At 65.1% G+C, this 16,080-nt stretch carries 17 protein-coding genes and 1 tRNA gene; 11 read left to right on the top strand and 7 right to left on the bottom strand.

Going from position 1 to position 16,080, the window contains the following annotated elements; all coding sequences use genetic code 11:
- The first annotated feature begins 15 nt into the window (after positions 1 to 15).
- The 3 genes from ACH82I_RS04865 to eno all read left to right on the top strand — a co-directional run bounded on the left by ACH82I_RS04865 (position 16) and on the right by eno (position 2,613).
- Complete coding sequence (locus tag ACH82I_RS04865; RefSeq protein ID WP_230743448.1) at positions 16 to 450, top strand: MazG nucleotide pyrophosphohydrolase domain-containing protein; 435 nt, start codon at positions 16 to 18, stop codon at positions 448 to 450.
- The gene (locus ACH82I_RS04860) at positions 447 to 1,256 is read left to right on the top strand and encodes a tyrosine-protein phosphatase (protein WP_413335883.1); all 810 of its coding nucleotides are present in this window, start codon (positions 447 to 449) and stop codon (positions 1,254 to 1,256) included. The genes ACH82I_RS04865 and ACH82I_RS04860 overlap by 4 nt, the downstream gene beginning before the upstream one ends.
- Positions 1,257 to 1,332: 76 nt before the next feature.
- Positions 1,333 to 2,613: a phosphopyruvate hydratase gene (gene eno, locus ACH82I_RS04855; protein WP_413335881.1), complete on the top strand. Its 1,281-nt coding sequence runs from the start codon at positions 1,333 to 1,335 to the stop codon at positions 2,611 to 2,613.
- A gap of 155 nt (positions 2,614 to 2,768) precedes the next feature.
- Here eno and ACH82I_RS04850 read toward each other — a convergent pair whose 3' ends face one another.
- Positions 2,769 to 3,776 (bottom strand): DUF559 domain-containing protein, encoded by a 1,008-nt coding sequence (locus tag ACH82I_RS04850; RefSeq protein WP_413335879.1) that lies wholly within the window; start codon positions 3,774 to 3,776, stop codon positions 2,769 to 2,771.
- A 434-nt stretch (positions 3,777 to 4,210) separates the two neighbouring features.
- Between ACH82I_RS04850 and ACH82I_RS04845 the strand changes: the two genes are divergently transcribed.
- From ACH82I_RS04845 to ACH82I_RS04825, 5 genes are all read left to right on the top strand, one after another.
- Positions 4,211 to 4,702, top strand: coding sequence for an FtsB family cell division protein (locus tag ACH82I_RS04845; RefSeq protein ID WP_230743452.1), 492 nt, complete (start codon positions 4,211 to 4,213; stop codon positions 4,700 to 4,702).
- The gene (locus ACH82I_RS04840) at positions 4,702 to 5,211 is read left to right on the top strand and encodes a DUF501 domain-containing protein (protein WP_230743453.1); all 510 of its coding nucleotides are present in this window, start codon (positions 4,702 to 4,704) and stop codon (positions 5,209 to 5,211) included. The genes ACH82I_RS04845 and ACH82I_RS04840 overlap by 1 nt, the downstream gene beginning before the upstream one ends.
- Positions 5,212 to 5,218: 7 nt before the next feature.
- Complete coding sequence (locus ACH82I_RS04835) at positions 5,219 to 6,166, top strand: exopolyphosphatase (protein ID WP_413335876.1); 948 nt, start codon at positions 5,219 to 5,221, stop codon at positions 6,164 to 6,166.
- Between the two features lie 83 nt (positions 6,167 to 6,249).
- Positions 6,250 to 7,470 (top strand): S8 family serine peptidase, encoded by a 1,221-nt coding sequence (locus ACH82I_RS04830; RefSeq protein ID WP_413335874.1) that lies wholly within the window; start codon positions 6,250 to 6,252, stop codon positions 7,468 to 7,470.
- A gap of 134 nt (positions 7,471 to 7,604) precedes the next feature.
- Positions 7,605 to 8,978 carry an NAD(P)/FAD-dependent oxidoreductase gene (locus tag ACH82I_RS04825; protein ID WP_230743456.1) on the top strand — a complete coding sequence of 458 codons (1,374 nt, stop codon included), beginning with the start codon at positions 7,605 to 7,607 and terminating at the stop codon, positions 8,976 to 8,978.
- Positions 8,979 to 9,080: 102 nt separating this feature from the next.
- Here ACH82I_RS04825 and ACH82I_RS04820 read toward each other — a convergent pair whose 3' ends face one another.
- The gene (locus ACH82I_RS04820; RefSeq protein WP_413335871.1) at positions 9,081 to 9,686 is read right to left on the bottom strand and encodes an NAD(P)-dependent oxidoreductase; all 606 of its coding nucleotides are present in this window, start codon (positions 9,684 to 9,686) and stop codon (positions 9,081 to 9,083) included.
- A gap of 113 nt (positions 9,687 to 9,799) precedes the next feature.
- On the opposite strand from ACH82I_RS04820, the gene ACH82I_RS04815 reads away from it, so the two are divergent.
- Positions 9,800 to 10,168, top strand: a complete 369-nt coding sequence (locus ACH82I_RS04815; protein ID WP_413335869.1) for a winged helix-turn-helix transcriptional regulator — start codon at positions 9,800 to 9,802, stop codon at positions 10,166 to 10,168.
- On the opposite strand, the gene ACH82I_RS04810 is transcribed toward ACH82I_RS04815, so the two are convergent.
- Together ACH82I_RS04810 and ACH82I_RS04805 are read right to left on the bottom strand one after the other, a co-directional pair.
- Positions 10,155 to 10,622, bottom strand: a complete 468-nt coding sequence (locus ACH82I_RS04810; protein WP_413335867.1) for a hypothetical protein — start codon at positions 10,620 to 10,622, stop codon at positions 10,155 to 10,157. The genes ACH82I_RS04815 and ACH82I_RS04810 overlap by 14 nt on opposite strands.
- A gap of 111 nt (positions 10,623 to 10,733) precedes the next feature.
- Positions 10,734 to 10,810, bottom strand: a tRNA-Leu gene (locus tag ACH82I_RS04805).
- Between the two features lie 91 nt (positions 10,811 to 10,901).
- Between ACH82I_RS04805 and ACH82I_RS04800 the strand changes: the two genes are divergently transcribed.
- Both ACH82I_RS04800 and ppk2 read left to right on the top strand, forming a co-directional pair.
- Positions 10,902 to 12,206 carry an MFS transporter gene (locus ACH82I_RS04800; protein WP_413335865.1) on the top strand — a complete coding sequence of 435 codons (1,305 nt, stop codon included), beginning with the start codon at positions 10,902 to 10,904 and terminating at the stop codon, positions 12,204 to 12,206.
- A 90-nt stretch (positions 12,207 to 12,296) separates the two neighbouring features.
- On the top strand, positions 12,297 to 13,199 hold the full coding sequence (gene ppk2 / locus ACH82I_RS04795; protein ID WP_413335863.1) for a polyphosphate kinase 2: 903 nt from the start codon (positions 12,297 to 12,299) through the stop codon (positions 13,197 to 13,199).
- Positions 13,200 to 13,222: 23 nt separating this feature from the next.
- On the opposite strand, the gene ACH82I_RS04790 is transcribed toward ppk2, so the two are convergent.
- The 3 genes from ACH82I_RS04790 to ACH82I_RS04780 form a co-directional block, all read right to left on the bottom strand.
- Entirely contained in the window at positions 13,223 to 13,483 is a 261-nt protein-coding gene (locus tag ACH82I_RS04790; RefSeq protein WP_230743460.1) for a hypothetical protein, read from the bottom strand.
- Positions 13,484 to 13,875: 392 nt separating this feature from the next.
- Positions 13,876 to 15,015, bottom strand: coding sequence for a TIGR01906 family membrane protein (locus ACH82I_RS04785; protein WP_230743461.1), 1,140 nt, complete (start codon positions 15,013 to 15,015; stop codon positions 13,876 to 13,878).
- 96 nt (positions 15,016 to 15,111) lie between these two features.
- Positions 15,112 to 16,038 (bottom strand): AEC family transporter, encoded by a 927-nt coding sequence (locus tag ACH82I_RS04780; RefSeq protein WP_230743462.1) that lies wholly within the window; start codon positions 16,036 to 16,038, stop codon positions 15,112 to 15,114.
- Positions 16,039 to 16,080: the final 42 nt, after the last annotated feature.

Below are 16,080 nucleotides of genomic sequence, written 5' to 3'. Positions count from 1 at the left end.
GGGAAGGGAACGGACGTGAGCCAAGCGCGGACCGACGGCGTGATCGAGGCGATGGCGACCCTGCGCAGGCGCTGCCCGTGGTCGAGCATCCAGGATCACACGAGTCTCGAGAAGTACGCCCGGGAGGAGACAGAGGAACTCGTCGAAGCCCTCGACCGCTTCACCGCCGAGGCGAGTGCAGGCAATCGGGCGGCCGTGGTCGAAGAGCTCGGCGACGTCTTCTACCAGGTCCTCTTCCACTCCGCCCTGCTCGACGAGAGCGACTCTCAAGACTACGGACACACATTGGGTCTCATCCTCGACGGCCTCGAGCAGAAGCTCATCCGCCGGCATCCGCTGGCCTTCGGCGATGACGGCAAGGACGGTGAGATGCCCGCGCTCGAGTACGTTGAGCGCGAATACCGACGGATCAAGGCCGAGGAGAAGACAGCGGGGGAGACGCAGCGGTGAGTCTGGAGCGAATCGATATCGAGGGCACCTTCAACTTCCGTGACATCGGTGGTTCCCCCACCTCGGCGGGGGATTCGACCGTCAGCCGAGGAAAGATCTTCCGCGCCGACGGGCTCGCCCAGCTGACCGATCGGGCACGGGCGGATCTCGGGTCCTTGGGTGTCGGCACCGTCGTCGACCTCCGGGACATCGGGGAGAGGTCGAAGCTGCCGGATGCGCTGACCGGACTCGACGTCGAATACATCGAACTCCCGATCTTCGGTGACCACTTCTTCCCCACCACACCGCTGAGTCGGGAGGAGATGAAGGCCGCGGCGAAGGCCACCGGGATGGACCTCAGCGACCGCTCGCTCGGTCGAATCTACGATCTGATGATCGCTCACTTCGGCGACAGGCTCGCGCTCGCCGTCGACACCGTCGCCGCACATGCAGAGACGGGAGTGGTGTTCCACTGCTCGGCCGGCAAGGACCGGACCGGCATGGTGGCCGCGTTCCTGCTCGACCTCCTCGGCGTGGGCAGGCAGGACATCATCGAGGAATACGCGATCACCTCCACGCATCTCTCCGGTGGCTTTCTCGAGTCGATCACCAGGAACTTCTCCGATGCCGGCATTTCGGGCAATCTCGCCGAGACCGCGACGGCGGCACCGCCGGAACTCCTCGATCGGATCCTCGACCAGCTCGCCGACGAGTACGGTCCCCGCGGTGTCGAGGATTACCTGCTGGCACACGGGATGGACCCCGCGACCCCGGACCGGCTGCGGTCGGCTCTGCTCGGGCCGGCGGCATCCGCGGAACCGGCGTGAGCCCGGCGGCGCGGTGCATTAAGCTGTTCGACAGGCACATGTTCCCCATGTGAAACCAATTGCGAAGGAGTAATCAGTGGCTGAGATCGTTGCCGCAAACGCCCGTGAAATCCTGGATTCCCGGGGAAATCCCACCGTCGAGGTGGAAGTGCTGTTGGCCGATGAGTCCGTCGGCCGTGCCGGAGTTCCCTCCGGCGCATCCACAGGTGAGTTCGAAGCCGTCGAACTGCGCGACGGTGACCCGGAGCGCTACCTGGGCAAGGGCGTCGCCAACGCCGTCGAAGCCGTCGTCGACGAGATCGACGAGGTCATCGTCGGCCTCGAAAGCGACGATCAGCGCCTTGTCGACCAGGCCCTGATCGAGCTCGACGGGACAGACAACAAGTCCCGACTCGGCGCCAATGCGATGCTCGGCACCTCCCTGGCCGTGGCCCGTGCGGCCGCCGTGTCCGCGGACCTTCCGCTATACCGCTACCTCGGTGGACCGAACGCCCATGTCATGCCCGTGCCGATGATGAACATCCTCAACGGCGGATCCCACGCGGACTCCAACGTCGACATCCAGGAGTTCATGATCGCTCCGATCGGTGCGGCGAGCTTCCACGAGGCCCTGCAGTGGAGCGTCGAGGTCTACCACGCGCTCAAAGGCGTTCTCAAGGACCGCGGACTCTCCACCGGTCTCGGCGATGAGGGCGGCTTCGCGCCGAACCTCGAGTCCAACGCCGCCGCTCTCGACCTCATCCTCGAAGCCATCGAACTGGCCGGCCACCGTCCCGGCCGTGACATCGCCGTCGCTCTCGATGTGGCCTCCTCGGAGTTCTGCAACGACGGCGTCTACGACTTCGAAGGCGGGAAGAAGACCGCCGAGGAGATGGCCGCCTACTACGAGGAGCTGCTCGCCAAGTACCCGCTCGTCTCGATCGAGGACCCCCTCGACGAGAACGACTGGGACGGCTGGGCGACGCTGACCGCATCGATCGGTTCAAAGGTCCAGCTCGTCGGCGACGACCTGTTCGTGACCAATCCCGAGCGCCTGCAGCGCGGCATCGACAACTCGACCGCGAACTCGCTGCTGGTCAAGGTCAACCAGATCGGCACCCTGACCGAGACCCTCGATGCCGTGGCCCTGGCCCAGACCAACGGGTACACGACGATGATCTCGCACCGTTCGGGCGAGACCGAGGACACGACGATCGCCGATCTGGCCGTGGCGACCAATGCAGGTCAGATCAAGGCCGGTGCTCCTGCCCGGTCAGAGCGTGTGGCGAAGTACAACCAGCTGCTGCGTATCGAAGAGCAGCTCGGCGACGCCGCCCGCTACGCCGGTCGCGGCGCCTTCCCGCGCTTCGACGGCTGAGGCGATGCCGCGGCTGAGGCGATGCCACGGGTCGTTCGGGGCCGCAAGCCGCGGTCCTCACGCCGCGCCGTGTGAGCTTCTAGCCGCATAACCTACCGCGAGTGACATGTCCTACGGGTGCAACTGTAGGACGTGTCACTCGCGGTTTTTGTCGTTCACGCGGGAGCCTTTCGCGACGAGGCGATGGCCCGTGAGATTTCGAAGAATCTGGCGTCTCTGAACAGCTCCTTCCAGCTGACCCTGATGATCCGCCACCCTCGATCGCGGAGCCACTGCTCACGGCGTCGCTCTTTCTCGAGCTCATCGCGAGGGACGCCCGAGCCGAGGTAGAGCTTGCCGATCCCGTCGATCTCCACGATGAGGCGAGCTGCCTGATGGCAGAAGTCCACGCGAATGGTTCGGCCCAAGGATTCGGCCCAGAACTTGACCTGGGGTTCCATGCCGCGGATGCCGTGCTGATAGAAGCGCACCGCGGCGATCGATTCCGCAGGCGATTCGCGCCGTGCGTCGGCGAGTTCGAGAGCCAGCACAGTCTTCTTCGTATTGCGCTTCTCACGGCACTGAGCCAAGACCACACGGATCCTCTCCTTCGTCGTCATCTTTCGGTGCAGCGCATCGTCGAGCATGGTCACCGAGATGTCGAGGCCATAGCTGCGTGCGACATCGACGAGGGTGCGCTCGAGCGTGGTCACTTCGCCGCCGTCGATCATTTGGTGGTGTGATCGGGGAATCATGCCGCCCCGGACATGAATGCTCTTGAACCGGCGATTGATGCCCAGCCGCATCACCTCGGCTTGCCGGGTGACCGGGTAGGCGACAGGCAGACCGTGGATGAGAGCGGCGGAGATATGTGAGAAGATCTCCGGCTCGCGAGAGGAGTCCGGATCGTCGCTGTTGCGTCGCTGTCGGACGGCGAAACGCGCCATCACCGAGGCGTTGAGTGCCGCGGTCTCGTCGCGGATGTCTCCGTATTCCTTAAATGGTTCGTGGAGATTGGCCTCGATGCTCGCCCACAGCGGTCGATGAGCCTTCTCCTCGCAGACGTGTTTGACGAGGTACACGCCGTAGGAGAGTCGACGGAGGCAACACCATTGTGCGCGGCGGATGTCTCGATGAGTGAAGCCGAGCCGGGTGATCTGGTGAGTGCGCAGCAGTTTGTACATGGTCCTAAGGTGCATCAAACGGCAACGAATGGCAATGAAAACATATAAAACTGTGGATAAGTTTGTGGAAAACTGGTATGCGGCGGGGTGGTCGTGAGGTGGGTTGTGCGAACGTCTTCGCGGCCGAATGGCGTCGTGCCTCGGTCATTTGGAGTGCTTGTGAACGGCATACCTACTTGAAAATGACATAACCTACCGGGGGCCCGCGAGGTTATGTCACATGTGTGTGTTTATGCGGCGCGCAGCGGCGACGACGATCGCAGCTACGCGACGCGCGCAGCGGCGGCGACGCGCACGATGACCGCGACGCGCGCGAGGCCGTGAGGGAATCGAACACGCCACGCGGCGCAAATCCTCGCACCTTCACCCGGGGCACGGCAGACTTGGATGTGTTGCGTCCGCCTTCCCCATCCCCGGCCGCAGAGGAAAGAGTCATGGTTCCGAGCAAGCCCAGAAGAAGCGCCCCCAAATCGGCTCCGGGCAGAGCCACTCCCCGTCGACGCCCGACACCGGTCGTCGAGGCCGACACCACCGCCGAGGTGCACCGCCGTCGGCTCTCCTGGCGCACCGGAATATTCCTCGCCGTCATCGCCATCGTGCTCCTGGCATTCCTCTCACCCATCAACTCCGCACTCAAGCAGGCCCAGCAGATCGCGGCCCTGAACAACGAGATCGAAACCACGAAGTCCGAGGTCCAGAGCCTCGAGGAGAAGAACGAGAACCTCAAGGACCCCGACTACATCAAACGCAAGGCCCGCGAGGACCAGTACTACGTGGAGGAGGGGAAGAACGCAGTCATCGTGACGAACCAGGAAGCCATCGAGGATGACGATTCGGATACGGATCGCCCGGTTCGCAAGCAAGCCTGGTACCTTGAGTTGCTGGAGTCAATTCAAGAGGTCGGCAATACAGTGGAGAAGGGCTGATGATCACAGACTGCACCGAGGCGGATTTCGCGAAGCTCGAGGACCAGCTCGGACGCGTTCCCCGCGGAGTGGTCGGCATCGCCGCACGCAGCACCTCCGGTGACCCGCTCGTGGTGGCGACCGCGCCCCGCCTCGAAGACGGCACTCCGTTCCCCACGACCTTCTACCTCACCCACCCGGCCTACGTCGCCGAATGCTCGCGCCTCGAAGCCTCCGGAATCATGGCCGAATGGACGACCGAGCTGAGCGAGGACGAAGAGCTCTCCACCGCCTATGCGCGGGCCCATTCCGCCTACCTCGCCACGCGCTCCGAGATCGGTGAGAAGGCGGGAATCGCCGAGGTGGTCGAGATCAAGGACTACTCCGCCGGCGGCATGCCCACCCGGGTCAAATGCCTCCACGCCCTCGTCGGGCATTCCCTGGCCGCCGGGCCGGGAACCAATCCGATCGGCGACCGTGCGATCTCCTTCATGACCGATGTGCCACCTGTCTCCGAGACGAAAGAGTAGGACACTCATGCGTGTAGCCGCCTTCGACTGCGGAACCAACTCACTCCGCCTGCTCATCGCCGATGTCGCCGAGGACGGCACCCTGACCGACCTGCGTCGGGAGACCCGGATCGTGCGTCTCGGCCAGGGGGTCGACGCGACGGGGGAGTTCGCTCCGGAAGCGCTCGAACGCACCTTCGCCGTGGCTCGGGAATACGCCGAGGTGGCCGCGGAGTATGCGCCGGAGAAGCTGAGGTTCGTCGCCACCTCGGCGAGTCGAGACGCACGCAACCGTGACGAATTCTTCGCCGGCATCTTCTCCATCCTCGGCGTCGTCCCCGATGTCGTCACCGGCGACGAAGAGGCACGCCTGTCGTTCCTCGGCGCCACCGCAGACCTGCCGACCGAAGCCGGCCCGTTCCTCGTCATGGACCTCGGCGGAGGCTCGACCGAACTCGTCCTCGGCACCAGGGACGTCGAGGCCGCCGTGAGCATGGACATCGGCTCGGTGCGACTAACCGAACGTCACATGCCCGTGGAGACGCCGAACGACGAGCAGATCCGAACAGCATTGACCGACATCGACGCGCAGCTCGACCAGGCGGCGCAGGTCGTCGATTTCGCAGCCCCGCGCACGTTCATCGGTGTCGCCGGGACCGTCACCACCATCACGGCCGGAGTCCTCGGTCTCGACAGCTACCAGCGGGAGAAGATCCACGGGGCCCGTCTCAGCGTCTCGGACGTCGACGCCGAGGCCCGGCAGCTGCTGAGCCTGGACCGTGAAGCCCGGGCAGCGCTGCCGTATATGCATCCCGGACGCGTCGACGTCATCGCCGCCGGCGGACTCCTGTTCTCCCGGGTCATCGCCCGGATCGCCGAGGCGGTCGAGGCCGGCGGGGGAGACCTCGACATCATGATCTCCGAAACGGACATCCTCGACGGCACAGCGCTCGATCTTGCGCGCTCGCAGTCGTGAAGCCGAACCGGCCCTCGATTCTGCGTTCCCGCGCCTCACGTGTGAGTCGCGGGAACGTCGCTGAACGGAGCACCAGGCTCACCGTGATCGGGACCCTCGTCCTCGGACTCGTCATCGGCACGACGCAGCCCGCCCTGGCCGCTCCCGAGGCAGGCCCGGGGCAGTGGTTCATCAAGGACTACGGCATCGACAAGATGTGGAAGAAGTCGACCGGCAAGGGTGTCAAGGTCGCTGTCATCGACTCCGGAGTGAATTCCGACCACGAGGACCTCGAAGGAGTCGTGAGCAAGGCCAAGGACTTCAGCGGACTCGACAAGGACGGGACCACCCCGATCGGCGGGAAGTCCACGATCCACCATGGCACCGCGGTCGCCGGTGTCATCGCCGGCCAGGGCACAGGCGCCGGGCCGATGGGCGTAGCTCCCGATGCCGACATCCTCTCGGCCTCGATGTGGTTGGGCCCGGACCGGCCGAAGGAGTCGGGGTCCACCCGAGAACAGGCCGACAAGGCGATCCGCTGGGCCGTCGATTCGGGCGCCCAGGTCATCAACATGTCTCTGGGCTGGGACGACCCGGCCTGGCCCGAGAGCTGGGACGAGGCCTTCGCCTACGCGTATGAGAAGGACGTCGTCATCGTCGCCTGCGTCGGCAATGCCTCTCAGGGAGCGACGCAGGCCTGGTCGCCCTCGACCGTTCCAGGCGTCATCGGCGTGGGCGGCCTCGGTGAGAACGGCAAGGTGCTCGCCGACTCGACGGCCCCCGGAACCGCAGTCGACCTCATGGGACCGGCCGCCGACATTCCGATCCCGTACTACTCCGGAGGATACGCGGAGGGTCAGGGCTGCTCCTTCGCCTCTCCCGTGGTCTCCGGGGTCGCCGCGCTCATCCGCGCCGATGACCCGGACCTGTCCGCCGACGAGGTCCGTGCCAAACTGCTCTCGAGCGCCGAGCCTGTCTCCGGGCACAAAGGCACGAGCAAGAAGGACAAACCCGATCCGATCGTCGGCTGGGGGCGACTCGACCCCGAGGCGGCGCTGAAGTCCGATGTCCCGAAGTCCGTGCCCTCGGCCGAAGAGGAACTCGCCGACTGGGTGAAGATGCACCGTCGCGGCGATGCCGACTCCACCGAGACCGAAACGGCTTCCCCGGCCGAGGATGAGAGTCCGAAGGCGGTGGCGCCCACAGACGTCGCGGCCTCGGAATCGACTCCGAAGCTCGGCTTCTCCGTGTTGGCCGCTGGTGGGTTGGTCGCGGTGGTGCTGCTCGTGATCTCGACCGTGGTCTTCCTCCGCCGCCGCAGGTGATTCGAGGCCCGCTGCCTCTCCTGCGCGAGCGGTCCGCGGCCCGAGCTGACGCTTCCGGTGCCTCTGATCTGGGGGATCGGCATCCGTCGCAGAAACAATTAGTGAAAGTTTTCACAAGGGCCTAGGATGGGGATATGGCACTCATCAGAAACTCAAAACTGCGTCCTCGAATCCTCGTCGTCGGTGGCGGCTACCTCGGTCTCGTCACCGCACAGAATCTGTTGAAGAACCTCGGACGGGGCGAAGCCACCGTCACCGTGGTCGATCCCAACCCGTACATGACCTACCTGCCGTTCCTCCCCGAGGTGGCAGCCGGTTCGATCGAACCTCGCCACGCCGTCGTGCCGCTGCGCCGCAACCTCAACGGCGCCGAGGTCATCACCGCCAAGGTCACCTCGATCAACCACGCCGACAAGTTCGTCACCGTTGAGCCTGAGAACGACGAGGCCTTCGAGCTCGACTACGACCACATCATCATGGCCGCCGGCTCCGTCGCCCGCGCCCTGCCGATCCCGGGTCTCAAGGAGCACGCGATCGCGCTCAAGCGCATCGAAGAAGCCGTCGCCCTGCGTGACCACCTCCTCTCGCGTCTGGCCGATGCCTCGCTGATGGAAGATGACGAAGAGCGTCGCAAGGCACTCACCTTCGTCTTCGTCGGCGGCGGCTTCGCCGGCATCGAGCTGCTCACCGAGCTCGAGGACGTCGTCCGTTCCGCCGTGGCTCAGTACGAGACGCTGACCGAGGCTGATGTGCGCTTCGTGCTCGTCGAGGCCCTCGATCGTGTGATGCCCGAGGTCGGCGAGGCTCAGGCCCGCTGGGTCGTCGAGCACATGCGCGAACGCGGCATCGACGTCTACCTCGAGACCTTCCTCCAGGACTGCACCGACAAGCACATCAAGCTCTCCAACGGTGAGGAATTCGACGCCGACACGATCGTCTGGTCGGCCGGTGTCAAGGCCAACCCCATCCTCGTCGATTCCGATCTGCCCCTGGACGAACGCGGTCGCGTGACCGTGCGTGCCGACCTCCGCGTCGAGGGAGACGACGGCGTCGTCGAGGGCGCCTGGGCGGCCGGCGACAATGCCGCCGTGCCCGATCTCTCCGGTGGCGGCGTTGGCGGCTACTGCGTGCCCAACGCACAGCACGCCGTGCGTCAGGCCCCGGTGCTGGCAGCCAATGTTCTCGCCGCTCTGCGCGGAGAGACCGAGTTCAAGCAGTACTTCCATAAGACCATTGGCACCGTCGCTGGCCTCGGACTGTACAAGGGCGTGTCCCAGATGGGCGACTTCGAGGCTCGCGGAGTCCTCGCCTGGCTCATGCACCGCGCCTACCACGGCTACGCGATCCCGACGGTCGACCGCAAGGTCAAGGTCTTCGGCAACTGGATCATCAATGCCGTCGTCGGTCGCGACAGCATGCCGCTGGCCGATCTCGATGTGCCGCGGAAGAACTTCGTCGAGGCGGCGAATTCGAAGCCGGCACCGAAGAAGGAAACCGCAAAGGCCTGATTGCGTGAAATCTCAGCCGGGCCCGCTCGGCTGAGAACTCTGATGAACCGCGAAACGCCGGGGATGCTCAAGCAGCATCCCCGGCGTTGTCCGTCTCCGCGATCAGTTGGCGACGGTGAACCTCGCGTCGATGTGCGCAGGTGTGACGATCTCATCGACCATCGCCACGGCGAAGTCCTCCGCTGAGATCGAGTCTCCCGCGGGGACCTCGAGTTCGGTCTTGTAGCTGCCGGTGCGCTCACCCGGGCCGATCTCCGGTGCGGGGGAGATGAGCGTCCACGGTGACCAGCTGCCCTCGCGCAGCAGTTCGAGTGCACGGGTGCCGGTCTCCGATTCCGTCTTGTATTCGGCCGGGAATCCCTCGGTGTCCTTGAGCATGGTGTCCCCGACGAAGAGGGAGCCTGCTCCGCCGACGACGAAGATGCGGGTGTCGCCGCTGGCCTCGGCCAGCGTCTTGAGGGCGTCGAGCCATTCCTGGTGGTCTCCGCCGGCACGGCTGGGGCCGGTGGTCGAGACGATGACATCGTGGTCGGCGGCTATCTGGGCATCGAATTTCGCATCGCCCATATCGCCCTGCAATGAACGCAGAGCTCCGGGAACCTCGGCACCCGAGCGGGTGATGGCGGTGACTTCGAGTCCGCGCTCGGCGGCTTCCTTGGTGACGCGGGATCCGATCATTCCGGATGCTCCGAAGAGTGCGATCTTCATGTTCGTTCCTTTCCTGCGGCTGCGCTGTCGCGGTGCCGCCGAGGTGGGTGCTTGTGCCTGACATCACGACACTATCGTTTGGATACCGAGTACCTCAAAGATACTATTGGTTCATGACCATGAATGTTTCCTGGGAAGGCGATGCCTTCGATCCGGACTGCCCGACCCGAGTCGTTCTCGATCGGGTGGGAGACAAGTGGACGGTGCTCATCATCTTGATCCTCGATGAAGGTCCCAAGCGGTTCAACGAGATTCGCCTGGCGATCGGCGGCATCACTCCGAAGGTGCTCACTTCTACCCTGCGCTCGCTCGTCGCCGACGGGCTGGTGACCAGGGAGGTCTTCGCCGAGGTGCCTCCACGTGTCGAATACGGCCTGACGGATCTGGGCCGTTCCCTGCTCGAGCCGGTCGCGGCCCTGAGCAAGTGGGCCGAGCGCAATGTCGCCTCGATCGAAGCGAACCGCGAACTCAGCGCGTCATGATCTCGCCGAGGACGGTGACGAACTCACGGAGCTGACCGGCCACCCGGTAGACGCGGGGAGACCCCGAGTAGACCCAATTGTTCGTGATGATCGAGGCGCTGCCGCCGTTCGTCGCCGTCTTGAACTCGGAGACATCGAGCGTGGCCAGTGGATCATCGATGAGACGCTGTCTCAGCTGAGGCGTCATCTGAACCCAGTGGTCGGCGGCCTCGTAGCCGATCTCGACCCAGTGGCCACCGGATTCGCGACAGGCGTGCGGGCGGCCGGCGAGCGCGTCCCTGACCGAGGGAGGACTCCCGGAGGCGCCTGGTTCGCCGGATCCTGCGGACGACGCGGCATCCGGGGACTCGGAATCGAGGACGACGGCCGGTCCGGCCGTGCTGGGGATCGCCCGGTCGTCAGCGCCGTCAAGCGAGCGGACTGTGAAGCCGGGGGCGAGGAGATACAGTGCCATGCGTCGATCATGCCGCAGGAGAGGGCGGTTTGCGAAGCCGACCGGGGATCGGCATCAGTCTCGTCTCCGGCAAGGATCGCGACCCGCTGGGGGAGTCGTCCGCGACGATCGTGGTCCCCCCACTGGGACTCGAACCCAGACTGAATCGATTTTAAGTCGACTGCCTCTGCCGATTGGGCTATAGGGGGAGGTGCCAGCACTCACTGTATAACCAAATCCCGCCTGCCGCGATCTGAGACGCGCGGACCCTGTGCGCGGCGGCGGACTACCCTCGAGCCTATGACCGAGACTCCGCCCAGCAGACAGGCCTGGGTGATCCTCGTCATCGGGGTGCTGACGCAGATGGCGGCCACCGTCGCCATCACAGGCCCGGCCTTCCTCATCCCGCACATGCACCGTGACCTCGGCTATACCCTCACCCAAGCCGGGACCGTCGCGGCCGCACCGAGCTTCGGACTCATCCTCACGCTCATCGCCTGGGGCGCCTTCGCCGACAGATACGGCGAACGCCTCGCAATGACCTTGGGCATCGGACTGACCGCTGTCGCCACGGCGTTGGCCCTGCCCATCGCAGGCTCGCCGATCTGGCTGATCATCGTCATCGCCGCCTCGGGAGCCGCGGCGGCCTCCGTGAACTCGGCCAGCGGACGCGTCGTCATGGGATGGTTTCCCCGGCACCGCCGCGGCCTGGCGATGGGCATCCGGCAGATGTCCCAACCCCTGGGGACGAGCGTGGCCGCTCTCGCAGTCCCGCCGATCGCGGCCGCCGGCGGGTTCTCCGGCTATCTGTGGTTGATCATCGGCGTCACCGCTGCGATGACGCTCGTCTGCTGGGTGCTCGTGCGGAATCCGCCGCGCACCGAAGCGACCCGCACCGAGGTCACCGATGCCGAGCCCGAATACGAGAACGAATCGGAACCCGATCCCGCGCTGGGACGCGAGGATTCCGCTCAGGCGGGGGCCGCCTCGGCGGGGGAACCTGCGTCGGCGGACCTGGGCAGGACCAACCCCTACCGAGCCGATTCCTTCCTGTGGCGGATCCACGGAGTCTCCGCGCTGCTGGTCATCCCGCAGTTCGCCTTCTCCACCTACGGCCTGATCTGGCTCATCGCGAACCAGCACATCAGTGCCGGAATCGCAGGCGGCATCGTCGCCGCCTCCCAGATCGTCGGTGCGTTGGGTCGCATGGTCATCGGGGGACTCTCGGACCGCTTCTCCTCACGGGTCGGACTGCTGCGCATAGTGGCCGTCGCGGCCGCCGTGCTCGTCGCGGCGATCGCCCTGATCTCGCTGACCCCGATGCCGGTCGTCGCGGCCATCGTCTTCATCCTCGCCTCGACGGTGTCGGTGGCCGACAATGGTCTCGCGTTCGCCTCGGTGGCGGAGGCGGCCGGCCCGCGCTGGTCGGGCAAGGCGATGGGGGCGCAGAACACGGGGCAGTTCGTCATGTCCGCGATCCTCGGGCCCGGATTCGGCGCCCTGGTCACGGTCTTCGGTTACCCGCTGTCGTTCGGAATCGTCGCTCTCGCCCCGCTGATCGGGCTGGGAATCATTCCTAAACGTGACGTCGATCGCATAACCTGATGTTCACCTCGGCGCGTTACGTTGCCGAGGTGCGAGAGCACGACGACGGCGCGAGTGCGTTCGGCGTCGGGGATGAGAAGGAGAGATCTTGTGAACAACCTGCTCCAGGAGAATCTGCGGGAGTACATCGACAAGCTCCGGCTCGAGGGCTACACGGTCCAGGACAGCCACACCACGGATCCGCACCTCATCGATCCGTTGGGGCGGGCGGTCGAAACCTGGCGTGAGGGCTACCCGTACTCCGAGCAGATGAACCGTGAGGACTACGAGCTCGAGAAGTATCAGCTGCAGGTCGAACTCCTGAAGTTCCAGTACTGGGGGCAGGACACGGGCTCCAAGCACGTCATCCTCTTCGAAGGCCGCGATGCCGCCGGCAAGGGCGGAACGATCAAGCGGTTCACCGAACATCTCAACCCGCGAACGGCGCGCGTCGTGGCCCTGAATAAGCCGTCCGACACCGAATCCGGACAGTGGTACTTTCAGCGCTACGTCAGTCACCTGCCGACCGCCGGTGAGATCGTCATGTTCGACCGTTCCTGGTACAACCGGGGCAATGTCGAACGCGTGATGGGCTTCTGTAGCGACGACGAGTACGAGACGTTCATGGAGCAGGCCCCGGTGTTCGAGAAGATGCTCATCGATTCGGGCATCCATGTCACGAAATTCTGGTTCTCCGTGACTCAGCGAGAACAGCGCACACGGTTCGCGATCCGCCAGATCGATCCCGTGCGGCAGTGGAAGCTCTCGCCGATGGACCTCGAGTCGCTCGACCGCTGGGACGACTACACGAAGGCGAAGGAAGAGACGTTCCGCCGCACGGACACCGACCACGCCCCGTGGGTCACGATCAAGAGCAATGACAAGAAGCGGGCCAGGCTCAATGCGATCCGCTACTTCCTCAACCAGTTCGACTACGAGGGCAAGGACTCCTCGGTCGTCTATGATGCCGATCCGCTCATCGTCCGTCGTGGACGGGACGCCGTCGACGACTGAGCGCAGGTTCGGCCGGTGCAGCTTCAGTCCGGGGGCTCGGGGTCCTCGTCATCGGACTTGGAATCCCCGCCGCGGACGTCCGGGCGTTCCTCGGACGCACGCGTGTCTTCGTCCTTGGCCGCGTCGACGTCGCCGTCGATATTGACACCGTGTTCGGATGCGATGCGGTCGAGCTTCTGCTCCGGAGTCTCATCCGGTGAGCCCGAATCCATGGCCGTCGTGGACTCGTCCTCGATCTCATTCGACTCGCCCGTGGGTTTCGGCGTGTTCGTCTCGGCATTCATGACTCTGCCTCCTGTTCGCATGGACTCATCGTTCGGCATGGACGGTGGGTTTCAGATTGGTCGCGGATCGGGTGCAGACATCGTGCACTGTGGCCTCTCCGCTGTCTTCCGACGCTAGTCTCCTTCGCCCTGCGCATCAAGATATCGACGGACGGCACAACGAATTGTCATCCTGTGTGCATCGAGCGGACAGGACCACCAGCGCGGATGTACGCTGCGGCTTCGGCCGGGCGAACGGAACTCGGCCGGGCGAACGGAACTCGTCCGGGCGAAAGGAACTCGAGCGAGACTCGGCCGGGGGAAAGAAATTCGGCCGGGTGGAAGGGGAAAGACCACCCGGCCGGGATTATGGGGCGGGCCGAAGCCCGCTGATTGCTCAGACTCGAAGCAACTCAGGCCTCGGCGTCTCGCAGCGCCTTCCGACGTGCGCGGCGCTTCTTGTGCCCGGCGAAGCTGAGGCAGAAGAGGACGATGGCGAGGAGGACGAAGAGTCCGCCGCCGCCGATGCCGGCATCGACCCAGAACTGCGGCGGGAACAGGCGGATGAGCGAATCATCGGAGTAGAACTCCCAGGTTCCGTCCTTGAAGAAGATCGAGTGGAAGCCGCGGAAGAAGCTGTCCCAGCCGAGCACTGCGACGACCGCGATCGCGGCCATGAAGATGATGCTGAAAATCGAGCCGAGGCGGACCCCGGTGTGGATGCCCATTCCGTTCCTCCGGCACATGTAGAGGCCGAAGAGGATCGCTCCGATGAGCCCGATCAGGGCAACGAGGTAGAGGAGCGAGATGAGGCCTTTGACATCGGCCATGTGGTTGAGCTCTTCGGAGATGAAGATCGGCTCGCCGTTGGGCATGATGACGTCGGCGAGGTAGCGGCGAGAATCCAGATTGTGCAGATAGTCGATGACATAGGTGCCGTAGTGCTCGCGGTCGGCCTCACCGAAGCCGAACTGATCGGCCGGGAAGCCGGGACGGAAGTACTCGAACTTGAGGAACAGTCCCGAGGCGACGAAGCGCACCGCCAGGGCCAGCAGGATGAACGGGGTGGCGAGCATGATCCAGATCGTGCCGATGACGTCGAGCGCGCTGCGGCGACGTTCGGGAACCTCGGGTTCGTGGGTGTCCCTCTCCGTCGCAGCCTTGGTCACGGCCGCCCATTCCGCTTCGCTCATCACCGCGGTGCGACCGTCGCTCGGAACCTCACGGGTCCGGGCGACCTCGGCATCGGGGGCCGAGGTGCTGTCGGCTCCGTGCCCGGCGTAAGCGGGTGTCGCCGAGGCGGCGGGATGAGGGTTCGACGAATGGGCAGGGGTGACGCGAACCGGGCCGGTCGAGGGCTTCGCATCTGCGGAATGCTTCGGGCCCTCCTCGGCGATGGGATCGGTGATCGGGTCGAACGCCTCGGTGTCGGTCGAGGGATCGTTGGCGGCCTCCAGAGAGGACCGCGACTGCTTTTCGGCAGCACTGCCCGACCCTGAGCTCATTCGTCTGCTCAGAAGGTCTTCGGTCTCGTTCTTCTCGTCTCCAGCCACATCCCCATTGTCAGTGACCCCACCGTCCAACCGGGGGAGGACACGCCACAAGGGCCGATATCGCCGAGGTTGGGCCCGGGACCGCGCGGAACCGGGCTAACCGAGGAGCGCGGCGACGATGACGAGGGCCGGGACGGCGAGGACCGTGGTGATGAACACGGCATCGCGCATCAGCGCCTCGGACTGCCGGTACTGCATCGAATAGATGTAGACGTTCTGCGCGGTCGGCAGGGCGGAGGTGACGACGATGGCGAACAGGTCGATGCCGTCGTAGCCGAGCAGCGGACCGCCGATGACCCAGGCGATGACCGGCTGGAGGACGAGCTTCGCGAACGTGATGTAGCCCAGCTGGGACCGGGTGCCCTTGACCGGCAGGGCCCAGCCGTCCTTGAGGGAGATCCCGAAGGCCAGGAGCGCTCCGGGCACGGCCGTGGCTCCGATCATGTCGATGGGTTCGAAGACGAAGCGGGGCAATTCGAAGCCCGTCGCCGAGGCGGCCACTCCTGCCGCTGCGCCGAGCACGATGGGATTCTTGATGACCTGCAGCGGCGCCGAATACCAATGCGAGTCGTGCTGCTTCTTGCCTGCACCGTCGAGCACGGCCATGCCGATCGGGGCGAGGATGAGCAGCTGGAACAGCAGCACGGGAGCGACGTAGCCGATGTCGTGGAGGACGTAGGCGGCGATGGGGATCCCGAGGTTGCCGATGTTGACATAGCTGGTCGCCCAGGCCGAGAACATGGCCTCGCCGGTGCTGCGTTTGCGGATCCAGCGGGTGAGGACGAAGAGGAGGAGACCGACGACGATCGCCGAACCGCCGGTGGCGAAGAGGGCGGTGTTGAAGATCAGCCCGAGGTCGGTCTCGGAGACGGTGACGTAGAGCAGGGTCGGGGTGCCGGCGTAGAAGACGAGCTTCGCGATGACCTGCTGACCGTGCGGTCCGAGCACGCCGGTGCGGCCGAGGATGAACCCGACGAGGATGACTCCCGCGATGACGGCGAAACCTTCGAAGACAGCCAGCATGGCCTACCCGTGGCCCTCGCTTTCTTAGAGCAGTGGAAGTTG

This window comes from Brevibacterium sp. GP-SGM9, from assembly GCF_047300845.1.
GTDB lineage: Bacteria > Actinomycetota > Actinomycetes > Actinomycetales > Brevibacteriaceae > Brevibacterium.
This window is presented reverse-complemented; position numbering and strand designations above follow the sequence as displayed.